Genomic DNA, 21825 nt, shown 5'->3' with positions numbered 1-21825 from the left:
GGCGCGGCCACAGTCGTCCCAGGCCGTCGAAAGTCACGCCGACCTTTCTATAGTATTCCTTACGGTATAGGTTACCGTAGAAACAACGATCCGCCGTTGCCACCTCTGTGTCACGGCACCGGTCCTATCGGGCGAAGGGGACTTCTCATGCCACTGACCGTCGGCAGCCAACTCCGCAGTACATCCTCGACGTGCGAGGTCGTGGTGGTCCGCGCGCCCGGCCTCGAAGGCACGGTGTGCTGCGGCGACGCGGAGATGACGAGCGACGCCGCGGGCCAACCCGCCACCGGGTCGCCCGAAGGCCCCGCGGTCGTGCTGGGCAAGCGCTACGAGCACCAGCCGTCCGGGCTCGAACTGCTCTGCGTCAAGCCGGGCCCGGGGCCGCTCACGTTCAACGGAGCGGAGCTCGTGCTCAAGTCCGCCAAGCCGCTGCCCGCATCCGACTGACCGGAGGACTCCGTGGACCTGTTGACCCTGCTCGAAATGGTCGCCACCGGAATGGGCGACCGTGTGCTCGTCGGCGAACGGGAGGACGGCCTGACCGGAGCGCAGTTGCGCGACCGCGCGGCGACGGGCGGCCGTCTCCTCGCCGGGACGGGTGCTCGAACCGTCGTCTACCTCGGGGGGAACGGCCCCGCCTTCCCCGTGGCGCTGTTCTCCGCCGCGGCGGCGCACGTACCCTTCCTGCCGCTGAACTACCGCCTGAGCGACGACCAGTTGCGCGAGATCCTGGCACGCCAGGAAGACGCCGTCGTGGTCACCGACACCTCGGAGCGGGCGGAGCGCCTCGCTCCCCATCTGACGGTGCTCGACCTGGGCGGGTTCCTGGACCGCTGCGCCTCCACCGTGCCGGACGCGACACTGGTCAGCGGTGGCCAGGAAGCCGTCGCGGTGCTGCTGATGACGAGCGGAACCACGGCGGCGCCCAAGAGCGCGGTCCTTCGGCACCGCCATCTGACGTCGTACATCCTGGGCTCGGTGGAGTTCGCCTCGGCCGAGGAGACCGACGCCACCATCGTCAGCGTCCCCCCGTACCACATCGCCGCGGTCGCGAATCTGCTGTCGAACCTGTACGCCGGGCGCAGAATCGTCTATCTGGACCACTTCACCGCCGCCGAGTGGCTGGCGGTGGTCCGCACGCAGGCGATCACTCACGCGATGGTCGTCCCGACGATGCTCAGCCGCATCGTGCGAGAACTCCAGGAGTCCGCGGCCACCGCACCGCCTTCCCTGCGCTCCCTGTCGTACGGCGGAGCCAAGGTGTCCGCGAAGGTCATCGCCGACGCGCTGCGACTGTTCCCCGGGACGGGCTTCGTCAACGCGTACGGGCTGACGGAGACCTCCTCCTCGATCGCCGTCCTCGGTCCCGACGACCACCGCGAAGCGCTGGACGGCGACGACCCCCAGGTACGGCTGAGACTGGGGTCCGTCGGCCGCGCCCTGCCCCACGTCACGATCGAGGTCCAGGACGATCACGGCGAGCCGTGTGCCCCTGGGGTGGTCGGCGACATCGTGGTCCGGGGCGCGCAGGTGGCCGGCGAGTACGTGGAGGGCGGCAGCCGCCTCGACGAACGGGGCTGGTTTCCCACCCGCGACCTCGGCTACCTCGACCAGGACGGCTATCTGTTCGTCCAGGGCCGGGCCGACGACACCATCATCCGCGGCGGCGAGAACATCGCTCCCGCGGAGATCGAGGAGGCCCTGACCACACACGAGGCCGTACTCGACTGCGCCGTCGTCGGCGTCCCGGACGAGGAATGGGGCCAGCGCATCGCGGCGTTCGTCGTGGTCAAGCCGGAACACCGGTGCACCGTCGAAGAGATCCGGGCCCACGTCCGGACCCGGCTGCGCGGATCCAAAACGCCCGACCTGGTGAGGTTCATCGAAGAGCTCCCCGTCACGGCGACCGGCAAGGTGCTCAGGCGGAACCTGGTCGCCGACTTCGCCGTCCGCTAGAAGTGCCGCGTCCCGGCCCGTCGAAGACGCAGCCGGGACCTCGTACGCACCGGCACGTAACGGGAGCGCCCGCCAGACGAAGGCCATACTATAAAGCCGACGTCGATATCAGTATGGGATGGGCCACCGCATGCCACACGCCACCAACAAGGCGAACGCCCCGACGAAGTCCGGCCGCCGGCCCCGGGGGTCGCTCAGCAGCGAGGCCATCCTGGATGCCGCCTTCGCACTGGCCGAGGAGGACAACCTCGACGCCCTGAGCATGCCGAAGGTCGCGTCTCGTCTGGGCGTCGGCGTGACCAGCCTCTACTGGTACTACCGCTCCAAGGAAGAACTCCTGGACGCCATGCTCGTCGTGGCGTCCGGCAGATTCCTCGGCCAACTGCCCGACTACGCCGGGCTGCCCTGGGACGAGCACTGCCGCTCCTACTTCCGGGAGATGCGGCGCATCTTCCACAACAACCCCGTGCTGTGCGACTTCCTCATCTTCCGGAGCATGCTCAGCACCGTCCGTCCGCGGACGCTCTTCCTCGACCGGATCGACCGCGAGGTGTCGATCCTGCTCGACGCCGGTTTCGCCCCCGAGACGGCGGCGCGCGGCTACATGGCCATGTCCGTCTACACGCAGGGGTGCGTGCAGAAGACGCGCCTGTTCGAGCGCACCGGGGAGCAGGAGAACCGGTTCGCGTGGCACGGCTCCGATCCCATCTGGGCCTCGCAGAGCCCGGAGGAGCAACGTACGTACCCCGGCATGGAGCAGACCCAGGAGTACTGGAGCGTCAGCTTCGCGGCGGACGCGGATTTCGAGTCCGGTCTCGAATTCATCATCGACGGGCTGCGGGGCAGGCTCAAGCAGCCCGAGAAGCCGGCCCGGAAGCGTGCCGCTCCCCGGAAGCAGAAGACCGAGAGCTGAGCGGGCGGCGCGCTCCGGGACCCTGGCGGTCGAGATCTCGCCGGCCAGGAGAGCCCGCCCGCGGAACCAGTAGCGGCGCACCGAGAAGAGCGAACACGCTCTTCTCGGTGCGCCGTTGCGTTCCGGCGGCTCGCGTCAGCTGCTGCCGCGCTTGACCTGACTGAACGGCACATCGCGGTCGGCCGCGTATTCGCGCGGCATCCCGAGGATGCGCTCGCTGATGATGTTCCGCGACATCTCGGTGCTGCCCCCGCCGAGACTGGCGCCCTGGCGCATCAGGAAGTTGTCGCCCACCCGGCCGGGACCCTCGCCGCTGACGGCCAGGCCCCCGGCGATCTCCAACGCCAGGTCGTCGACGCGCCAGTCGGTCTCGGCATGGGCCAGCCGCATGATCGAGGCTGCCGGGGACGGCATCTGACCGGTCTCCAGGCCGATGCTGACGCGGTGGATCAACTGCTCCTGCACCTTCTCCAGCGCGTGCCCCTCACCGAGCATCTCGCGCACCCGCGGGTCGGCGGTCCGGCCGGACGCACGGGCGATCTGGACGAGGTCCGGCTTGGGCTGGCTGACCCGCCCGGTGCCCCGGCCGCTGGTGAAGGGCGAACCGCCGCCCACCGCCGTCCGCTCGTGGAACAACTGCCGGGAGGCCACCGCCCACCCGCCGTTGACCTCGCCCACCACCGCGTCCGCGGGCAGGACGAGGTCGTCGAAGAACTCCTCGCAGAACTCGGTCGACCCGCTCACCTGGGTGATACGGCGCATCGTGATCCCGGGCTGGTGGACCTTCACCAGGAACATCGTCAGTCCCCGGTGCTTGGGCGCGTCCCAGTCGGTGCGCGCCAGGCACAGGGCGTAGTCCGCGGCGTAGGCGCACGTGCTCCATGTCTTGGCCCCGTTGAGCACCCAGGTGTCCCCGTCGCGATCCGCGCGGGTGACCAGGCCGGCGAGGTCCGAACCGCCGCTGGGCTCCGACAGGAACTGCACGAGGATCTCGTCGCCGCGGATCGCCGCGGAGACGCGCTCGCGCTTCTGCTGCTCCGAGCCCATGTCCATGATCGTGGGCGCGCAGATGCTGAACGTGGGGACGTTCAGCAGCAGCGGCAACTCGTAGCCCTCGGACTCCTCGGTGAACGCTCGTTGGTGCTCAGGGGTGAGACCCAGGCCGCCGTACTCCGAAGGGAAGCAGATGCCCGCGAACCCGCCCGCGTAGAGCTTCTTCTGCAGTTCACGGGTACGGACCCACTCGGCGTCGTCGTCCCCGGGCGGCGGCGGGACGGCGTCGACGTCGACCCGCGGCATGTTCTCGGCCAGCCAGGTGCGGGCCCTGAGGCGGAACGACTCGACGGCCTCCACAGTGCTGTCGGTCATGACGTCTTCCTCTCTGACGGCGCGCTGATGTCGGCGATGCGGAGGCGGTGGTCCTCGGGCGTCCCGTAGAGGGCCCGGTTCACCGTCGCACGCCGGAGATACAGGTGGAGGTCGTGCTCCCAGGTGACGCCGATGCCTCCGTGCATCTGGACGCAGTCCTGGAGGATCTGCGTGGAGCGGCTCCCGACATAGGACTTGGCGACACTCACCAGCTCGGCCGCGTCCTCGGCGCCGTCCTGGACCGCGCGGGCGGCCGCGCCGGTGGTCGCGTGGCACGCCTCGATCCAGGTCTTCATGTCGGCGAACCGGTGTTTGAGCGCCTGGTAGGAGGCCAGCGGACGTCCGAAGGAGTAGCGGTCGAAGGCCCACTGCGTGGTGAACTCGAACACCCGCTCAAGGGCCCCGCAGGTCTCGGCACTCTGCAGCACGATCGCGACCTGGAGCTGGCGCTCGACGAGCGGCTCCGCGCGGCCCACGAGGCCGACGACGGCGGACCCGGGGACCTCCACACCGGCGAAGCGGACCTCCGCGAAGCGCCGGACCAGGTCCAGGCTCCGGGACGCCTCGACCGAGACCCCGGCCGCGTCCGCCGGCACCAGGAACTGGGTGAGCCCCTGCTCGGTCGTCGCCGTCACCAGGAACAGGTCCGCCTGCTCGGCGAGCTCGACCCGGTCCTTGACGCCGTCGAGTACGAAGCCGTCGCTCCCGGGCTTCGCCGTCAGGCCGGGTGTCAGCGGGGACCACTGCCCGCCGGGCTCGTAGACCGCCCAGGTGGCGACGCTCTCGCCGGAGACGAGCGCTTCGACGGTGTGCGAGTGGTCCGGGCCGTCGGTGGCCGCGGCCAGGCCGGCCAGCACGATGTTGGTCGCCAGCAGCGGGCCGGGGCCGACGCCACGGCCGAACTCCTCGGCGACGATGGCGAGATCGAGCAGGCCGTCCCCCGAGACGCTGCCGCCCCCGAGCTCCTCGGAGACGAGCATCGCCGTCCAGCCGAGCTCGGCGGCCCGGCTCCACCAGTCGCGGTCGAATCCGGTGGACGTGTCCGCGAGTTCCCGCACCCTCGTGAGCGGAGCCTCCTTCTCCAGGAAGCCCTTCACGGTGGCCCGAAAGAGTTTCTGGTCTGCCGAGAGCACTAGATCCATGCGGACTCCCTTGTCGTTTCACAGCGCCTCGCGGCGCTCATACCTTCGCGGCCGACGGTGCCGGGCGACCGGGGCCACGGGCACGCGTGAAACCCACCGGCCGCAGCCACCGCCCGAAGAGCCTTGTCAAAGACATTACCGTAAGGCTAACTTGAATCCTTACTGGAAGACATACGGTATAACAAACCTGGCCGTCGGCGGAACGCTCGGGAGCCACGGGAACGGGCTCCCGAGAACCACCGCGAGCGGCCCCTGGGGAGAGACAGGCATGCCCGCAGCAGACGAGTACGACGGCGCCGGCCACCGCTTCACGACGCCCCTGGACGTGGCCGACAGCCTCGCCGCCGTCGGATACATCGCGGACCCGCAGATCAGCGGCGCGGTCTTTCTGGCCGGGCGACTCGGCAAACCGTTGCTCGCGGAAGGTCCCGCGGGCACCGGCAAGACCGAGCTCGCGAAGGCGCTCAGCCGGGTCACGGGGGCGCGGTTGATCCGGTTGCAGTGCTACGAGGGCCTGGACGAGTCGAAGGCCCTCTACGAGTGGGACTACCGCAAGCAACTGCTGCGGATCCACGCATCGCGCGACGCCGCCGCGGAGCAGTGGCAGGCGCTGGAGCGGGACATCTTCAGCGAGGAGTACCTGCTGGCCCGCCCCCTGCTCGAAGCGATCCGATCCGAGGACGACGTCGTCCTGCTCATCGACGAGGTCGACCGGCTGGACATCGAGACGGAGGCGCTGCTGCTGGAGGTCCTCTCGGACTTCCAGGTCTCCATCCCCGAACTCGGGACCGTGGCGGCCCGCCGCAGGCCCCTGGTGCTGCTCACCTCCAACAACAGCCGTGAGCTGTCCGACGCGCTGAAGCGCCGGTGCCTCTTCCTGTACATCGGGTATCCGGGCGCCGAGCGGGAACGGGAGATCGTCCGCTCCGCCGTGCCGGGCATCAGCGAGCATCTCGCGACGCAGCTCACCCAGGTGGTGCTCTCGCTGCGCGGCCTGCAACTCAAGAAGAAGCCGTCCGTCTCCGAGACGATCGACTGGGCCAGGACACTGCTCCTGTTCGAGTCCTCGGAACTGGACCCGGCCGACGTGGTCGCGGCCCTCCCGGTCCTGCTCAAGCACCAGAGCGACATCGAACTCGCGACGCGCGAACTCGGCCGGGTTCCGTCATGACCGTCGCGACAGCGCGCTCCGGCCCGCCGTGGCCGGGCCCGGACGGGCCCGGCCGACTCCCGAAAGTACCTCAGGAGGCAGCCGAAGCGGTGCTGGCCGCGGTCGAGGGACTGATCGGCGAACTGCGGCAGATCGGTGTGCCGGTGTCGACGAGCGAGAGCATCGACGCGGTCCGGAGCCTGGAGTACACGGACCCGCTCCAGCCGGACCAGCTCAGAGCCGCCCTGGCGGCCACGCTGGTCAAGAGCCACCGGCACGGGCGAGCCTTCGACACGGTCTTCGACCTGTTCTTCTCCCCCGGGCCGCGCCCCGGTCAGGACGGAGGTCCGGCACCGGACGCCGACGGCACGCCGGTCCGCGGCCGGCTGGCCGCACGGCTCGCCGGGGCCGGTGACACAGAGCTGCGCGACCTGCTCGTGCGGGTTCTCGACCAGCGGGACGATCTGGGCCTGCGCGCCGTGACCGCCGAACTGGTCGACCGGCACGCCCGGATCCGGCCCGGTCAACCGGTGGCAGGCACGCTCGCCGTGCAGCGCACGTTCCGTGCCGTCGAGCCGGATGACCTGCGCGACCGACTGGCCGGGCTCAGTGGCGGGGCCGACGGCTCCCCGGTGTCCGGCCTGCGGGTCCGGCTGGCGGCCGAGGAGGCGGACCGGCGCGTGGAACGGCTCCGGCAGGAGATCGAGACCGAGGTGCGCCGACGCCTCGTCGAGGACCGGGGGGCCGCCGCCGTGGCGCGTTCCCTGCGGAGTGCGCTGCCGGAGGACCTGGACTTCCTGACCGCGTCGACGGCCGAACTGGCCGCGCTGCGCGCCGCGTTGGCACCGCTGCCCGCCCAGTTGGCGGGCAGGTTGAGCGCGACGCGCCGACGCGCCCGGCGGGGTCCGCTCGATTTCCGCCGTACGGTACGCGCGTCGCTCTCGGCCGGAGGGGTGCCGGTGCGGCTGGCGTTCCGGCCGCCGCGCCCGGCCAAGCCGGAGCTGGTCCTGCTCGCCGACATCTCCGGATCCGTCGCCACGTTCGCCGGGTTCACCCTCCAACTCGCCCAGGCGTTGCGCACGCAGTTCCGGGTGGTGCGCAGCTTCGTCTTCGTCGACGGCACGGACGAGGTGACCGATCTGCTCGCCGGTTCGGACGGCGCCGTCGAGGCGGCACGCCGGATCGACGAGTCCGGCAGCGGGGTCCGGCTCGACGGGCGGTCGGACTACGGCAACGCGCTCCGGGGCTTCTGGGACCGGTGGGGTACGCAGGTCGGCAGCCGGAGCATCGTCGTCGTCCTGGGCGACGCGCGGACCAACTACCGCTCGCCGTCGGTGGAGTCGCTGTCGGCGCTCCGGCGGCGCGCCGGCCGGGTGTACTGGCTCAACCCGGAGCCGCGCGCGGCGTGGGGCAGCGGCGATTCGGTCATGAACCAGTACGCGCCCCACTGCGACGACGTCGTCGAGTGCCGCAACATCCGCCAACTCAGGCAGTTCATCGAGCGGTTGGCGTGAGAACCCGCCACCCGCCACGGCCCCCGGGCCGTTCCTTCCGTCCGGTTCGCAGGGAGCACCATGACTGACAGCAGCATCTCGGCGGCCATGCGGGCCGCTGTGGGCGTCGAGCTCGCCCGGCAGGTGAGCCACCCCGTGAGCGCGTCCGACATCCGCCGATGGGCCCTCGCGGTGTACTGGCCCGAGCCCGCTCCGCAGCTCTTCCTCAGCGAGGAGTACGCCCGCCGAACCGTCCACCGGGGCATCGTCGCGCCCGAGGAGTTCAACCCGTTCGCCTGGTCGTGCGCCGAGACCTGGGCCCGGAATCCCGAAGCGGTCTCCGATCCCAACGACCCCGACAACACCGAGATCCAGGCCGGCGTACCCGGGCCCGGACTGACCTTCCAGCTCAACGGCGGCATGTCGGTGGAGTACGGCGACCGGATGCGCCCCGGCGACGTGATCACCGGCAGCCGGTGCCTCGGGCCGTACACCGAGCGCGAGGGACGGCTGGGTCTGATGCTCTTCAGCACCGCCGAGGAGACCTGGACCAACCAGAGCGGCCGGCTCGTCAAGCGGACCGTGTCGACGCTCATTCGCTACTGAAGGGACGAACCGACGTGCAGACTGCGACGTCCGGCGACAAGGTCGGGATCGGCGACGAGATCGGGCCGTTCACCAGGGAGACCGGTTTCGCGAACTGGAACCGCTATGCGGCTGTCAACTACGAGTTCGTGCCGATCCACATGGACGACGAGGCCGGCCGTGCGGCCGGGTACCCGACCGCCTTCGGGATGGGCAACCTCCAGTGGTCCTACCTGCACAACGCGCTGCGGGCGTGGATGGGCGACAGCGGACGGATCGTCAGCCTCTCGTGCCAGTTCCGCGGGGCCAACACAAAGGGCATGACCGTCACCGCGCGCGGTGTGGTGACCGGCGTCGAGAAGGCCGACGGCGCCGTCACCGCGACGGTGGACGTGTGGACCGAGGCGGCGGACGGATCCAGGCTCGCCCCCGGCAAGGCGGTCGTGCGGTTCGGTTGAGCCGCACCGGCACCAGCACGACCGCCAGTGCTACCACCGATATTGCCGTTACAATTACCGTAAGACTTTCTATACGCCCGGACAGCCGCACGGCCCGTCGGGGCGATCGCGACCAGGAGGAGGATTCGTGAGCGAGCCGAGCAGCACCGGGCAGGCGTCAGCCGAGCACCCCGTTCTCGTCGAGCGGCTTGGGCACGTGATGGTCATCACCATCAACCGCCCCGACGCACGCAACGCCGTCAACGAAGCGGTCTGCCTCGGCGTGGGCGACGCCCTCGAAGAGGCGGACCACGACGACGACGTCCGCGCGGTCGTGCTGACCGGCGCGGGCGACAGGGCGTTCTGCGCCGGGGCGGACCTGAAGGCCATCCTGCGCGGAGAGCGGATCATCCCCGAGGGCCGCGAGCTGTGGGGGCTGGCCGGATACGTCGGTCACTACATCGGCAAGCCGACCATCGCGGCGGTGAACGGCGCGGCGATCGGCGGGGGAACCGAACTGGCCCTGGCCAGTGACCTCGTGGTGGCCGCGGACACGGCGTCGTTCGGTCTCCCCGAGGTCAAGCGCGGGCTCGTGGCCGGGGCCGGCGGCGCCTTCCGGCTCGCGGCCCAGCTACCCCAGCGTGTCGGCCTGGAGATGCTGCTGACCGGTGACCCGATCAGCGCGCAGCGGGCGCTCGAACTGCATCTCGTGAACCGCGTGGTGCCGGCCGCGGACGTGTTGGAGACCGCGGTCGAGCTGGCCGGCCGGATCGCCGCCAACGCACCGCTGTCCGTCCAGGCCACCAAGCGGATCGCGCTGGGACACCAGGGTTCCCAGCGGCCCGCGGATGCTCCGCTGTGGGAGCTGACCACGAAGGAACTGGCCCGCGTGAGCGGCTCGGCCGACGCGGTGGAGGGCCCGCGCGCCTTCGCCGAGAAGCGGGCCCCGGTCTGGCAGGGGCGCTGAGTTCCGGGCACCGGACGGTTCGCGCGCACGAGCAAGGGCCGGCCGGCGAAGAACTCGCCGGCCGGCCCTTGCTTTCGATGTCACTTGATGTTGAACCGCTGGGCCGCGTCGATCCGGATGACCTCGCCGTTGAGGTAGTCGTTGTCGACGATGTGCAGCGCGAGCCGGGCGTACTCGTCCGCGTGGCCCATCCGCTTCGGGTTCGGCACCCCGGGGCCCCACTTGGCCTGGGCCTCCGCCTCGGGCATGCCGTACGCCGGGGTGAAGAAGGTGCCCGGCGCGATGCTCATGACGCGGATGCCCAGCGGGGCCAGGTCGCGGGCGGCGGTGAGGTTGAGGCCGATCACCCCGCCCTTGGCGGCGGAGTAGTCGGACTGCCCGACCTGCCCCTCGTAGCCGGCGATGCTGGCGGTGGTGATCACGACACCGCGCTGGCCGGAGTCGAGCGGCTCGTTCTCGGCCATGGCCGCCGCCGCCCGGCTCAGCACCGTGAAGGTGCCGGTGAGGAAGATCTCGACCGTGCGCCGGAAGGTGTCGACCGGGTAGGGCCGCCCCTCGCGGTTGACGATCCGGGCGCCGGCGGCCGGGCCGCCGTGGACCACGACGGCCGCGCGCAGCGGGCCGAGTTCCCTGGCTGCCTCGATCGCCGCGAGCACCGACGCCTCGTCGGTCACGTCCGTGTGCACGAACCGGGCGTTCTCGCCGAGGTCGTCGGCCAGTTGCTTGGCGCGGTCCTCCGCCATGTCGGCGATGACCACCTTGGCGCCCGCGGCCACGAGACGTCGCACCGTCGCCTCGCCGAAGCCGCCCGCGCCGCCGGTGACAATCGCGGATGCACCCGCAAGTTCCATGAGTTCCTCCTTGGTCGGGCCCGTCCCGGGGGCCGGTGAGAGGGGAAAGCACGCCCTCTCATATTGGTTATCGTAGGTTATACAGTTAGCATTACGAGCACCATACTTCAGCCTCGCCCGCCGCATCGCGGAGCCGCCGAGGCAGGAAGTCCCAGATCTGTCGCTGTGAGGTGGGCCATGCCCGAAGCCGTGATCGTCAGTGCTGTCCGAACCGCCATCGGAACCGCCTACAAGGGCTCGCTGAGCGAGACGAGCGCCGAGGATCTCGCACGTCACGTGGTCGCGGAGGCGGTCGAGCGGTCCGGTCTCGCACCGGAGAGCTTCGACGACGTCGTCCTCGCCGAATCCATGTACGGCGGCGGCGACCTCGCTCGCCACGCCGCCGTCTCCCTGGGCATGACCGAGGTCGCCGGCCAGGCGGTCAACCGCCACTGCGCGGGCAGCCTGACCGCCGTCGGCATCGCCGCCGGGTCGGTCCGGGCCGGTATGGACCAGGCCGTCATCGCCGGCGGGGCGCAGTCCTCGTCGCTCGCCCCGAAGACCGTGTGGCGCGTACCCGGGACGGTCGACCGGTTCGAGGAGCGCATGGCACCGACGTTCCCGTACACGGCCGACGCGACCGACGACGTCACCCTGAGCACCGGCTGGAACGTCGCTCTGGAGGCCGGGCTCACCCGTGAGCAGTTGGACGCCTGGGCCTACCGGTCGCACGCGCGTGCGGTCGCGGCCATCGACGCCGACGTCTTCGTCGACGAGATCGCCTCGATCAAGGTCACCCGCCGGGACGGCTCGGTCGTCGACTTCGCGATCGACGAGCACCCCCGCCGCAGTTCCACTCTGGAGAAGCTCGCCACGCTGAAGCCGCTGCACCCGGAGATCGAGGGCTTCTCCATCACCGCCGGGAACGCGGCCGGGGTGAACGACGCGGCGGCCGCCCTCGCGGTGGTCAGCGACGAGCTCGCCCGGACGCGGGGGCTGACCCCCCTGGCGACCGTGCGGGCCTGGGCCGCCACGGGTGTCGCGCCGCGCCGTACCGGCATGGGCGCCGTCGAGGTGATTCCGAAGGTGCTCCAGCGGGCCGGTGTGTCGATCGGCGACGTGGCGCTGTGGGAGATCAACGAGGCTTTCGCCTCGGTCCCGGCCGCGGCGTGCAAGCTGCTCGGCCTCGACGAGGAGCTCGTCAACATCTTCGGCAGCGGATGCAGCCTGGGACACCCGGTCGCGGCATCGGGCGCCCGCATGCTGACCACGCTGACGCACGAACTCCGCAGGCGCGGCGGCGGCATCGGCGTCGCCGCCATGTGCGCCGGCGGCGGCCAGGCCGGAGCGGTCGTCATCGAGGTCCGCTGAACCGGGCGCACTCGCGCACATGCCCTGACGTGCGGTCACGGCGCCATCGGTGCCGCGACCGCGCGGACGGCGGTGCCGCCCGCGTCCCCTCGCGCACGTTGCCAAGACATTGCGCCCAGGTGTCGACCTACCGGATAGATGGCTATACCGTATGCATTGCGAGAAGCATTTCGATCGCAAGCGCAAGGAGGCGCCATGCTGCCCGAGGACCTTCAGATCATCTCCGTCGACGACCACGTCATCGAACACCCCACCGTCTGGACGGACCGGATGCCGAGCAAGTACGCCGACGTCGCTCCCCGCATCGAGCGCGCCGAGGACGGCAACGACTGGTGGATCTACGAGGGCGCGAAGGCCGGCAACTTCGCCCTGAACGCCGTCGCCGGCAAGGATCCGAGGGACTTCGGCATGGACCCGCGCTCCTACGACGACATGCTGCCCGGGTGCTACGACGTGTCCCAGCGGATCAAGGACATGGACACCGAGGGCGTGTGGGCCCAGCTGTGTTTCCCCAACTTCGGCGGCTTCGCCGGCAGCACGTTCGCCAAGTCCAAGGACCTCGAACTGGCCGCCGCCTGCGTGAGCGCCTACAACGACTTCATCCTGGACGAGTGGTGCGGGTACGACCCCGCGCGGCAGATACCGCTGCTCACGCTTCCGTACTGGGACGTCGAGGCGTCGGTCAGGGAGTTCAACCGCACGGCCCCGCTGGGCGCCAAGTCCTACACCTTCCCCGAGCTGCCGGACCGCATCGGCCTGCCCTCCTGGCACACCGACCACTGGGATCCCATCCTCGCCCTGTCCAACGAGTCGGGTATCCCGCTGTCGCTGCACTTCGGCTCGGGCGGATCGCCGACGGTGTCACCGGAGGGCATGAGCACGAACTTCGTCGTCGGGATCTCGCTGTTCGCGCTCAACTCCGTGACGACGATGGCCGAACTGCTGCTGTCGCCCGTGTTCCACAAGTTCCCGAACCTGCGGATGGCGCTCTCCGAGGGCGGTATCGGCTGGATGCCGTATCTGCTGGAGCGCCTGGACTACACCTGGGAGCGCCACCGCTGGTACAACGCCGTCAACCGCGAGGTCAGCCCGGGTGAGCTGTTCGCACGCGGCCACCTCGGCGGCTGCTTCATCTCCGACGACGCCGGACTGGAGGCCCGCCACCGGATCGGCGTCGACCACATCATGTTCGAGAGCGACTACCCGCACTCGGACAGCAACTGGCCGAACACCAGGAAGATCCTCGCCGAGTCGATGCGCGGCATCCCCGAGGACGAGGTGCACAAGCTGCTGGAGGACAACGCCCGGACGTTCTACGACTTCCCGCGAAGCAGCTGAGCCGACCCCGCACGTTCGTACCCGGATCCGCATCGGCCCCGCCCGACTACCCGTCGGGCGGGGCCGATGAACATGTACTCGGTCACATGCGGCAGCACTCGACGCCCATCCCTGATCAGAGATACGGTAGTACTTACTGTTGCATCTACCGTACAAGCTCCCGGCCAGTGCGGACCCGGAGCCGTCCGCCGCGGTTCGGCCGGCGGGAACCAGGAGGCAGAATCAGTGCAGATCAAGCAGATCGCGGTGGTCGGCTGCGGCACCATGGGTGCCGGCATCATCCAGGTGGCCGCCCAGACCGGCATCGAAGTCGTCGGGGTCGAACGCACCGAGCCGGATGCCGAGGCCGCCCGGCTGCGCGTCGAAGCCGGGCTTGAGGCCACCGCCGCCCGCGGCAGGATCACCCCCGAGCAGGCGCGCGAGGCCGCCTCCCGCTTCACCGTGACCACCGAGCTCGCCCGGGTGGCCGACGCGGACCTGGTGGTCGAGGCCGTGTTCGAGGACGTCGAGCTCAAGAAGGGCGTCCTCAAGGAGATCGACGGCCTGGTCGGGCCCGAGACGTTCATCGCGTCGAACACCTCGACGATTCCTCTGGTGATCCTGGCCGCCGCGACCAGCCGCCCCGATCGGGTCGTCGGGCTGCACTTCTTCAACCCGGTCCCGGCGATGAAGCTGGTGGAGGTGATCAAGACCCCGGTGACGTCCGCCGAACACGTGCGGACCATGGTCGATCTCGCCGTGGCCATGGGCAAGAACCCGGTCGTCGTGAACGACGTGCCCGGCTTCGTGGGCAATCTGCTCATCGTCCCCTACCTGCTCGACGCGGTACGGGCCTTCGAGCGCGGCGTGGCCGACATGGAGTCGATCGACAGCGTCGTCCGCCTCGGGTTCAACCACCCCATGGGCCCGTTCAGGCTGAGCGACCTGATCGGCCTCGACATCGTCCACGACATGGCCGCATCGATGTACGAGGAGTACAAGGACCCGCGGTATTTCCCGCCACCGCTGCTCAAGCAGTACGTCCGGCTCGGCTGGCTGGGTCGCAAGACCGGCCGGGGGTTCTACCGCTATGACGACTGAGGCGACGGCCGACCGCAGCCGGACGGCCGACCCGCCGGCGCTCGTCGAGCAGTGGGACACGCACCTGCGCTCGGTGGATCCACTCCGGTTCGCGGGGTACGCCGTACCGGCGTCCGAGGACGAGTCGGTCCGCACCGGCGTGGTCTCCTTCGGCGGCGCCGAGGCCGTCTGGATCGAGTGCGACGCGAGCCGCCAGACCGGGACGATGGGCGCGGTCGCGGGTGAGCGGATCGTGCGCGCGTTCAACCGCGCCGCCGAGCGCCGACTGCCGGTCGTCGAGACGGTCGCCAGCGGCGGTGCGCGCCTCCAGGAGGGCATGCTCTCCCTGCTCCAGATGGCACGGACGTCGTCCGCGGCGGCCCGGCACGCGGCCGCCGGTCAGCTGACCGCCGCCGTGCTCCGCTCCCCCACCACCGGCGGCGTCTACGCTTCCTGGGCCTCGCTGGCCGACCTGCGGGCCGCAGAGCCGGGCGCAACCATCGGGTTCGGCGGGCCGCGCGTCGTCGCCCAGGTGACCGGCGCGTTCCCACCGCCGACGTCGCACACCGCCGAGTCGGCCCACCGGCACGGACTGGTCGACGCCCTCACACCGAACGGCGAGCAGTGGGGCTGGCTCGCCGCCGCGGTCGGTGCCCGCCCGGGCCCGCCGCTGACGCTGCCACAGGGCCGGCCCGAGGGGCCCGACCCGACGCCGGTCCCGGCGGACCCGTACCTCCTCCTCCAGCGGTCCCGTGGCACCCGACGCCCGTCCGGCCTGGAATGGGCGAGCTGGCTGACCGACTCCTGGGTGGAGCTGCGCGGCTCCGACCCGGCCCTGCGCGCCGGCCTCGCGACGATCGCCGGTTCGCGTGCCGTCGTCGTCGCGATGGACAGATTCGCCGGGGCCGGTCGCCCGGCGCTGCCAGGACCGGGGGCGTTCCGTCTCGCGCAGCGCGCGATCCTGCTCGCCGACCGGCTGCGGCTGCCGGTCGTCACCCTCGTCGACACCCCGGGGGCTGACCCGTCGCCGGAGTCGGAGGCGGCGGGTGTCGCGGGCGAGATCGCCCGCACCTTCCTGGCGATGGCCGGGCTGGCGTCCGTAAGCGTGTGCCTGTGTGTCGGAGAGGGCGGCAGCGGCGGTGCCATGGCGCTCGCCCACGCCGACCGTTTCCTCCTGCTCCAGGGCTCGGTCTTCTCGGTCATCGGCCCGGAGGCGGGCGCGGTGATCCTCTACCGCGACGCCGGGCGGGCGCCCGAGCTGACCCGCGCCCTGAAAATGACGTCCGCCGAGCTGCTGCGCCGGGGAGTTGTCGACCACGTCGTGCCCGAGAACGTGGACGCCGTGCGCGGAGCGCTGCTCGACGCCCTGGCGTCCGCCACGCCCGGCGAACGCGACAGCCGAGCCGACAAGGCGACCGCCCGCGCTCTCCTGGCCGGTTGACCGGACACCGGCCATCGACGGCAGCAGCAGAAGACGCCGGTGTCGGGGCGGCGACCCGCCGGACGAGGCACCGGCAAGTGATACCAACCGATTCGGAAGAGGAGTCCCTCCATGCAGAAGATCGCCAAGACGACCGGTAGCCACGGCATCGGTCAGATGATCCACGTCATCCACATGTCGGACGACGTGGAGAAGCTGAACCGCTTCTACGAGGACGTGTTCGGCGGGCTGCACTTCCTCGGCGTCGACGAGGCCAACTATCTGCCGATCGAGGACCGGTACGCCGGCCTGTTCATGGTCGGTGACGTGTGCATCGAGACCATGGCGCCCGCGCTGCCGGCCGACGGCACCAAGCCGGTCGGCAAGTTCTACAACAAGTTCGGCGAGCACCTGCACTCCGTCGGCTACAAGGTCGACGATCTGCCGGGGCTCGCGGAGCGGCTGCTGGCCAAGGGGGTGTACATCGGCGCGCCGGGCGGCGGGAAGATCGAGAAGCTCGACCCGGAGACACAGTACTTCTACCCGAGCCCGCGTGACACCGCCGGTCTGATGGTCGAGATGTGCCGGATCGACATGCCCAACGACCCCCGCGACCTGGAGACCTGGTCGTCCCAGGTGAAGATGTGGCGGTCCCACCCGCTCACGATCGAGCGTTTCTCCTACGTCACTCTCGGCGTGCGCGACCTGGAGTCGGCGGTCAGCACCTACGTCGACGTGATGGAGGCCGTTCCGGTCCAGCAAGGGATCGACGACGCCCTGCGGGCTCGTTTCCAGACGGTCCAACTCGGCGACTGCCTGCTCCAGTTGGCGCAGCCGCTGGAGGAGCACTCCGACCTGGGCCGCCATGTGGCGAAGTGGGGCAACATGATCTACAGCCTCCGGTTCAAGGTGACGGACCTCGACTCGGTCGAGAGCTGGCTGAAGCGCAAGAACATCCGCACCGAGAGGCTCCGTGAGGACCTCGTGGTCACCGATGTCGAGGACTCGTACGGGGCCCCGATCTTCTTCACCACCGAGGAGATCCCGGGCGACCCCTTCGCCTCCTGACCGCACCGCGCCGCGCGGCACATCGAGGAGTCCGCCGGCCGCCTTGTCCCCGAATGCGTGAGCACGAAGTGGCCGAGGCGGCTGTCGGCATGCCCGGCTTCGGCATTCCTGGGATGCCGAACTCCCGGCCGCCGCTGGGGACTTCGGCGCGCTCTTCTGTGCGTCCATGCTGATCGGCGTCCGCCACTCTGACACGTCCGCCGGGATCACCGCTGCCGAGGTGAACTGCCTGCCGACTCGGCGGCTCGGCAACGGCACGGGAAAGGCCGCGAGCCGGGCGCTCAGGCGGCCGGAGGACCGACCGGCTCCACCTCGTCGACCAGGCCCCAGCGCAGTGCCTGCCCGGCGTCGAGCGGGCACCCGCTGAGCACCAGGTACAGCGTGCGCCAGCGGCCGATACGGCGCGGGATGCTCACCGTGCCGCCCGCGCCCGGGATCAGTCCCATGCCCAGCTCCGGCAGCCGGAAGACCGTCCCGGGGTCGGCGACGATGCGGGAGGCGAAGGCGGGCAGCTCGATCCCGGCGCCGACGCAGGCGCCGTGCATCCGCACGGTGATCCGGTCCCGGAGTTCGTGCACCGACCGGGCGGCGCCACCACGGGTGCGCACCAGGTGCGCCGTCGACAGATCGACGGCGACCCCGAACTCGCCGAGGTCTCCGCCCGAGCAGAAGGAGGGGCCGTTCCCGTCCAGGACGACCTCGGCCACCGTCGCGTCGAGCCGGGCGACGTCGAGGGCTGCGACGAGCGCGTCCCGTAGCTCCCGGCCGTAGGCGTTGCGCCGCTCGGGCCGGTTCAGCGTGAGGTGAAGGGTGTCGCCGTCACGGCGGACCAGCACGGTCTCGGCTCTCGCGGGCGGGGGCACCGGCCGGTCGCCGCGGGCCGCCAGCCAGCGCGCGAAGCCGCCGCCGGTGAGCAGGGTGGAGTAGGCGAGCGACTCCGCGTCCAGCGCCTGGTGCACGGCGAGTTGTTCGCCGACCCGCAGGACCTGGCCAAGGACGACGGCCGCCTCCGGGTGGCCGAGCGCGTGGCCGTGCAGCACCCGGGCCTCGGCGTCAGGGTCCTCGACGGCGACCAGACGGCGATCCCCGCCGTCGGCGGGCGCCAGGGTCAGGTCCAGCGCCTCGGTCAGCGCGGCCGGGGGCGTGGCGGCGCGGGTGACGCCGACGAGCAGGCGGTCGCACTCCTGGGCCCGCTCCACGGCGCGTCGGAGGACGGCCGTACTGCCGAACGGGCGGTCCAGGTCGACCAGCAGCAACGGGTCGACCACGGCGCCGCCCTCGGCGAGCAGGTCCGCGTGGGCCGCGCCCGCGGCCAGGTCCGCCACGGAGATCGCACTGCGAGTCAACATCATCCTGGCCTAGCATCCTGACATGGTCACTTGGTCCCTGGGCTCCTCCGCCGAGACCGCGCGCGACTGGGCGCGGAGCGGGGTCCTGCCGCTGACCGGCCACAGTACCGGCCCGCCGATCGTACCCGCGGGCGCCGCAGCCTCCTGGGCGGATCGGATGGCCGACCGCGTCGAGCTGGCCACGGGGGGCTCCCGCCACCCCGTCCGGATCGACGGACCGCGGCTGCTGTCCGAGCGTGCGGCGCTCACCGGCGGGAGCCGCCGGGGGCGGCTGTCCGTCGGCGGCAGTTGCCGGCTGCTGCCGACGCTGGACGGCTGGGCGGCGGTGTCGTCCGCCCGCCCGGACGACCCGTTGTTGTGGAGCGCGCTGATCGGCCACGACCTCGACGAGCGGTTGCCGCAGCGGCTGGCCACCTGGCTGGCCGAGCACAGCGGTGCCCAACTGGACGAGCGGGCAACGCTGTTGAGCCTGGCCGCGGGATCGGTCAGGGCACTCGGACGGCAGGGGGACGGCGAGGGCGGCGCGGGCCGTCGCGCCGAGCCACCGCAGCCGGGCAGGCCGCGCTCGGTGGAGCGGCTGCTGGTGGTGGACTTCAGCGCGCTGTGGGCCGGCCCGCTGTGCGCGCATCTCCTCGGTCTCGCGGGCGCGGACGTGGTGAAGGTCGAGGTCCCTTCCCGTCCGGACGGCGCCCGACAGGGCAACCGGCCCTTCTACGACCTGCTGCACGGCGGCCACCGCTCGGTCGCGCTTGACCCGGCGGACCCCGCCGGGCGCGCCGCCCTGCACGCGCTGGTGCGCAGGGCGGACATCGTCATCGAGGCGTCCCGCCCCCGCGCGCTGGCCGGGTTCGGGCTGGACGCCCTGGCCGAGGTGGAGCGCGGCTGCACCTGGGTGTCGATCACCGCCCGCGGCCGGGCCTCGGACAGGGTCGGCTTCGGCGACGACGTGGCCGCCGCGAGCGGCCTGCTGGCGTGCGACGAGCGAGGTCTGCCGGTCTTCTGCGGGGACGCGATCGCCGATCCGCTCACGGGTCTGACCGCCGCCACGCTGGCCCTGTCCGAGCCCGAGGGCGGCGGCGGGGTGCTGTGGGACGTGGCGATGGCGGACGTCGTGGCGGCGACCCTCGAAGGAGTGGGGACCGGCCCAGGGGCGCGGGTGCGACGGGCCGGGACCGGCTGGGCGGTGGACACCGGGCAGGAACGGGTTCCGGTCCTCGCGCCGGTCGCGAGGACCCCACGAGCCGCCGCGCCCGAACTGGGCGCCGACACCGGCGCGGTACTGCGACGGCTCGGGATCGCCGCACCGTGAACGGCCTGCTGATCCGCGGTGCGGAGGTGGACGGGGAACTGCTCGACGTCCGGATCGGGCGCGGTCGGGTGGTGGAGCTGGGGTGGTCGTTGCCGCGTGCGGACCGGGCAGAGGAGCTGGTGGAGGCGCACGGCGGCACGCTGCTCCCCGGGCTGACGGATCATCACATCCATCTGTTCGCCACCGCCGCCGATCTGGCGTCCGCCTCCTGCGACCCCGCCACCACGCCCGACCGGGCGGGACTAGCCCAGGTGTTGCGACGTGCGAGGCCGGACGGACACGGCTGGATCAGAGGCGTGCGCTACCACGAGTCCACGGCCGGAGATCTGGACGCGGCCGGTCTCGACGAGCTTCGCGACGATGTTCCGGTCCGGCTGCAACACCGCAGCGGCGCCCTGTGGGTGCTCAACTCCCGTGCCGCCGAGGCCGTCGGACTCAGCGGCGGGGACCATCCCGGTATCGAGCGCGACGCCGGGGGGCACCCGACCGGGCGCCTGTGGCGGGCCGACGACTGGCTGCGCGCGAGGCTGCCGCGCGGCGAACCGCCCTCGTTGGCCGGGCTGAGCCTGTTGCTGGCCGGGTACGGCATCACGGCCGTCACCGATGCGAGCCCGGAACTGGACACCGGCACGGTCGAGGCGATCTCGGCGGCGACGGCGAGCGGCGAACTGCGCCAGCGGGTGCTGCTGCTGGGCGCGCCGCTCAGCGGTGCCCCGGGCCTCGGCGCCACACCGGACTCCGGCCCCGGCCCGAACCGCCCGGAAGCCGGTCCCTGGAAGATCGTGCTCGCGGACTCCGGGCTGCCCGCCCTCGACGACTTGACCGAAGCCGTCGCCGCCGCGCACCGGGCCGGTCGGCCGGTCGCCGCGCACTGCGTGACCCGGGAGTCGCTGCTGCTGTTCCTGATCGCGCTCAAGGAGGCCGGCAGCCTGCCCGGCGACCGCCTGGAACACGCCTCCCTCGTACCGGCCGACGTCATTCCCGGCATCCGCCGCCTCGGCCTGCGGGCGGTGACCCAGCCGGGCTTCCTCGCGGACCGCGGCGACGACTTCCTGCGCGGCACCCCCGCATCCGAGCACGACGAGCTGTACCGCTGCGCCTCGTTGCGCGCGGCCGGAGTTCCGCTGGGGCTGTCCAGCGACGCCCCGTACGGGCCGGTCGATCCGTGGGCGGTGATGCGGGCGGCGGTACGGCGACGCACCCGCTCGGGCGCGGTCGTCGGCCCCGGAGAACGGCTCACCGCCGCGCAGGCACTGGACGGCTACCTCTCCCCCGGACAACGGCCCGGCGATGCTCCGCGCCGCGTCCACGTGGGAGCCCGGGCGGATCTGGTGCTGCTGCACACCCCGTTGGGCCCGGCGCTCGACCGCCTGGACGCCCGGATCGTCCGGCTGACCCTCGTCGGCGGGCATCGGGTGGCGTGACGCGCCACCGCCATCGCCCTGGTCCTCGGCACGCTCATCGCGTTCGCCGTCCAGCGGTACAGGTTCTTCGGCCGCGAGGCCATCTCCTTCGTGGTCGTCCTGCCGATCGCACTGCCCGGCATCGTCACCGGCGTCGCGCTCAACACCGCGTTCCGCACGGTCCTCGAACCGCTCGGGGTCGGGCTGGGCATGTTCACCGTCGTGGTCGGACACGCCACCTTCTGCATCGTCGTGGTCTTCAACAACGTGATCGCCCGACTACGGCGGATGCCCGGCTCGTACGAGGAAGCGGCGGCGGATCTCGGGGCCCACACCTTCCGCACGTTCCTCGACGTCACCTTCCCGCTGGTGCGTTCCGCGCTGGTGGCCGGCGGGCTGCTGGCGTTCGCCCTGTCCTTCGACGAGATCGTCGTGACCACGTTCACCGCCGGTCCGGGCGTCCAGACCCTCCCCGTCTGGATCTTCGCCAACATGGCCCGCCCCCAGCAGGCACCGGTGGTCAATGTCGTCGCCGCGGTCCTGGTCCTGCTGTCCGTCGTACCGATCTATCTCGCCCAGCGGCTGTCCTCGGACACCGCTTCAGCCGGCCGTATCTGAAGGGAACCAGCCATGTCGCAGGAAAGCACCGACATACATGCCGACAGAG

19 protein-coding genes and 1 pseudogene are annotated in these 21825 nt (G+C 71.3%); 16 read left to right on the top strand and 4 right to left on the bottom strand.

The features are described from left to right. The first annotated feature begins 147 nt into the window (after positions 1-147). The 3 genes from OG496_RS50085 to OG496_RS50075 all read left to right on the top strand — a co-directional run bounded on the left by OG496_RS50085 (position 148) and on the right by OG496_RS50075 (position 2869). Positions 148-447, top strand: coding sequence for a hypothetical protein (locus OG496_RS50085; protein WP_405975684.1), 300 nt, complete (start codon positions 148-150; stop codon positions 445-447). 12 nt (positions 448-459) lie between these two features. Next, positions 460-1956 (top strand): AMP-binding protein, encoded by a 1497-nt coding sequence (locus OG496_RS50080; protein ID WP_360079424.1) that lies wholly within the window; start codon positions 460-462, stop codon positions 1954-1956. A gap of 130 nt (positions 1957-2086) precedes the next feature. Further along, entirely contained in the window at positions 2087-2869 is a 783-nt protein-coding gene (locus OG496_RS50075) for a TetR/AcrR family transcriptional regulator (protein WP_266866216.1), read from the top strand. 135 nt (positions 2870-3004) lie between these two features. On the opposite strand, the gene OG496_RS50070 is transcribed toward OG496_RS50075, so the two are convergent. Further along, positions 3005-4237 (bottom strand): acyl-CoA dehydrogenase family protein, encoded by a 1233-nt coding sequence (locus OG496_RS50070; RefSeq protein ID WP_405975683.1) that lies wholly within the window; start codon positions 4235-4237, stop codon positions 3005-3007. Continuing rightward, positions 4234-5379: an acyl-CoA dehydrogenase family protein gene (locus OG496_RS50065; protein ID WP_405975682.1), complete on the bottom strand. Its 1146-nt coding sequence runs from the start codon at positions 5377-5379 to the stop codon at positions 4234-4236. The genes OG496_RS50070 and OG496_RS50065 overlap by 4 nt, the downstream gene beginning before the upstream one ends. A 268-nt stretch (positions 5380-5647) precedes the next feature. Between OG496_RS50065 and OG496_RS50060 the strand changes: the two genes are divergently transcribed. The 5 genes from OG496_RS50060 (at position 5648) to OG496_RS50040 (ending at position 10011) form a co-directional block, all read left to right on the top strand. Beyond that, the gene (locus tag OG496_RS50060; RefSeq protein WP_405975681.1) at positions 5648-6550 is read left to right on the top strand and encodes an AAA family ATPase; all 903 of its coding nucleotides are present in this window, start codon (positions 5648-5650) and stop codon (positions 6548-6550) included. Beyond that, the gene (locus tag OG496_RS50055; RefSeq protein WP_405975680.1) at positions 6547-8043 is read left to right on the top strand and encodes a vWA domain-containing protein; all 1497 of its coding nucleotides are present in this window, start codon (positions 6547-6549) and stop codon (positions 8041-8043) included. The genes OG496_RS50060 and OG496_RS50055 overlap by 4 nt, the downstream gene beginning before the upstream one ends. A gap of 60 nt (positions 8044-8103) precedes the next feature. Beyond that, entirely contained in the window at positions 8104-8628 is a 525-nt protein-coding gene (locus OG496_RS50050; RefSeq protein ID WP_405975679.1) for a MaoC family dehydratase N-terminal domain-containing protein, read from the top strand. A 14-nt stretch (positions 8629-8642) separates the two neighbouring features. Further along, positions 8643-9065, top strand: a complete 423-nt coding sequence (locus OG496_RS50045) for a MaoC/PaaZ C-terminal domain-containing protein (protein WP_019064075.1) — start codon at positions 8643-8645, stop codon at positions 9063-9065. 127 nt (positions 9066-9192) lie between these two features. Continuing rightward, positions 9193-10011 carry a crotonase/enoyl-CoA hydratase family protein gene (locus tag OG496_RS50040; protein WP_405975678.1) on the top strand — a complete coding sequence of 273 codons (819 nt, stop codon included), beginning with the start codon at positions 9193-9195 and terminating at the stop codon, positions 10009-10011. 80 nt (positions 10012-10091) lie between these two features. On the opposite strand, the gene OG496_RS50035 is transcribed toward OG496_RS50040, so the two are convergent. Next, a complete protein-coding gene (locus tag OG496_RS50035; RefSeq protein ID WP_405975677.1) occupies positions 10092-10862 on the bottom strand; it encodes an SDR family NAD(P)-dependent oxidoreductase in 771 nt (256 codons plus the stop codon). A gap of 177 nt (positions 10863-11039) precedes the next feature. On the opposite strand from OG496_RS50035, the gene OG496_RS50030 reads away from it, so the two are divergent. From OG496_RS50030 to OG496_RS50010, 5 genes are all read left to right on the top strand, one after another. Beyond that, positions 11040-12212: a thiolase family protein gene (locus OG496_RS50030; RefSeq protein WP_405975676.1), complete on the top strand. Its 1173-nt coding sequence runs from the start codon at positions 11040-11042 to the stop codon at positions 12210-12212. 195 nt (positions 12213-12407) lie between these two features. Further along, positions 12408-13550 carry an amidohydrolase family protein gene (locus tag OG496_RS50025; protein ID WP_405975675.1) on the top strand — a complete coding sequence of 381 codons (1143 nt, stop codon included), beginning with the start codon at positions 12408-12410 and terminating at the stop codon, positions 13548-13550. Between the two features lie 225 nt (positions 13551-13775). Continuing rightward, positions 13776-14630 (top strand): 3-hydroxyacyl-CoA dehydrogenase family protein, encoded by an 855-nt coding sequence (locus OG496_RS50020; protein WP_405975674.1) that lies wholly within the window; start codon positions 13776-13778, stop codon positions 14628-14630. Then, entirely contained in the window at positions 14620-16050 is a 1431-nt protein-coding gene (locus OG496_RS50015) for a carboxyl transferase domain-containing protein (RefSeq protein WP_405975673.1), read from the top strand. The genes OG496_RS50020 and OG496_RS50015 overlap by 11 nt, the downstream gene beginning before the upstream one ends. A 111-nt stretch (positions 16051-16161) precedes the next feature. Further along, a complete protein-coding gene (locus OG496_RS50010; protein ID WP_405975672.1) occupies positions 16162-17097 on the top strand; it encodes a VOC family protein in 936 nt (311 codons plus the stop codon). Between the two features lie 281 nt (positions 17098-17378). On the opposite strand, the gene OG496_RS50005 is transcribed toward OG496_RS50010, so the two are convergent. Continuing rightward, positions 17379-18449 (bottom strand): enoyl-CoA hydratase/isomerase family protein, encoded by a 1071-nt coding sequence (locus OG496_RS50005; protein ID WP_405975671.1) that lies wholly within the window; start codon positions 18447-18449, stop codon positions 17379-17381. A 19-nt stretch (positions 18450-18468) separates the two neighbouring features. On the opposite strand from OG496_RS50005, the gene OG496_RS50000 reads away from it, so the two are divergent. The 3 genes and pseudogenes from OG496_RS50000 to OG496_RS49990 all read left to right on the top strand — a co-directional run. Continuing rightward, on the top strand, positions 18469-19755 hold the full coding sequence (locus OG496_RS50000; RefSeq protein WP_405975670.1) for a CoA transferase: 1287 nt from the start codon (positions 18469-18471) through the stop codon (positions 19753-19755). After that, on the top strand, positions 19752-21179 hold the full coding sequence (locus OG496_RS49995) for an amidohydrolase family protein (protein WP_405975669.1): 1428 nt from the start codon (positions 19752-19754) through the stop codon (positions 21177-21179). Before OG496_RS50000 ends, OG496_RS49995 begins: the two co-directional genes overlap by 4 nt. A 3-nt stretch (positions 21180-21182) precedes the next feature. Then, positions 21183-21776: pseudogene (locus tag OG496_RS49990) on the top strand (ABC transporter permease); the annotation flags it as partial. Positions 21777-21825: the final 49 nt, after the last annotated feature.

The sequence above is a fragment of the Streptomyces sp. NBC_00988 genome (genome assembly GCF_045162645.1).
Lineage (GTDB): Bacteria > Actinomycetota > Actinomycetes > Streptomycetales > Streptomycetaceae > Streptomyces.
Note: the sequence above shows the minus strand (reverse complement) of the source record. Positions and strands in the feature narration are given on the sequence as shown.

Bases quoted from the DNA above. Each gene is read 5' to 3' on its own strand.
- OG496_RS50085 (WP_405975684.1), top strand. From the start codon at position 148: ATGCCACTGACCGTCGGCAGCCAACTCCGCAGTACATCCTCGACGTGC.
- OG496_RS50075 (WP_266866216.1), top strand. From the start codon at position 2,087: ATGCCACACGCCACCAACAAGGCGAACGCCCCGACGAAGTCCGGCCGC.
- OG496_RS50070 (WP_405975683.1), bottom strand. From the start codon at position 4,237: ATGACCGACAGCACTGTGGAGGCCGTCGAGTCGTTCCGCCTCAGGGCC.
- OG496_RS50065 (WP_405975682.1), bottom strand. From the start codon at position 5,379: ATGGATCTAGTGCTCTCGGCAGACCAGAAACTCTTTCGGGCCACCGTG.
- OG496_RS50060 (WP_405975681.1), top strand. From the start codon at position 5,648: ATGCCCGCAGCAGACGAGTACGACGGCGCCGGCCACCGCTTCACGACG.
- OG496_RS50055 (WP_405975680.1), top strand. From the start codon at position 6,547: ATGACCGTCGCGACAGCGCGCTCCGGCCCGCCGTGGCCGGGCCCGGAC.
- OG496_RS50050 (WP_405975679.1), top strand. From the start codon at position 8,104: ATGACTGACAGCAGCATCTCGGCGGCCATGCGGGCCGCTGTGGGCGTC.
- OG496_RS50035 (WP_405975677.1), bottom strand. From the start codon at position 10,862: ATGGAACTTGCGGGTGCATCCGCGATTGTCACCGGCGGCGCGGGCGGC.
- OG496_RS50030 (WP_405975676.1), top strand. From the start codon at position 11,040: ATGCCCGAAGCCGTGATCGTCAGTGCTGTCCGAACCGCCATCGGAACC.
- OG496_RS50025 (WP_405975675.1), top strand. From the start codon at position 12,408: ATGCTGCCCGAGGACCTTCAGATCATCTCCGTCGACGACCACGTCATC.
- OG496_RS50015 (WP_405975673.1), top strand. From the start codon at position 14,620: ATGACGACTGAGGCGACGGCCGACCGCAGCCGGACGGCCGACCCGCCG.
- OG496_RS50010 (WP_405975672.1), top strand. From the start codon at position 16,162: ATGCAGAAGATCGCCAAGACGACCGGTAGCCACGGCATCGGTCAGATG.
- OG496_RS50005 (WP_405975671.1), bottom strand. From the start codon at position 18,449: ATGATGTTGACTCGCAGTGCGATCTCCGTGGCGGACCTGGCCGCGGGC.
- OG496_RS50000 (WP_405975670.1), top strand. From the start codon at position 18,469: ATGGTCACTTGGTCCCTGGGCTCCTCCGCCGAGACCGCGCGCGACTGG.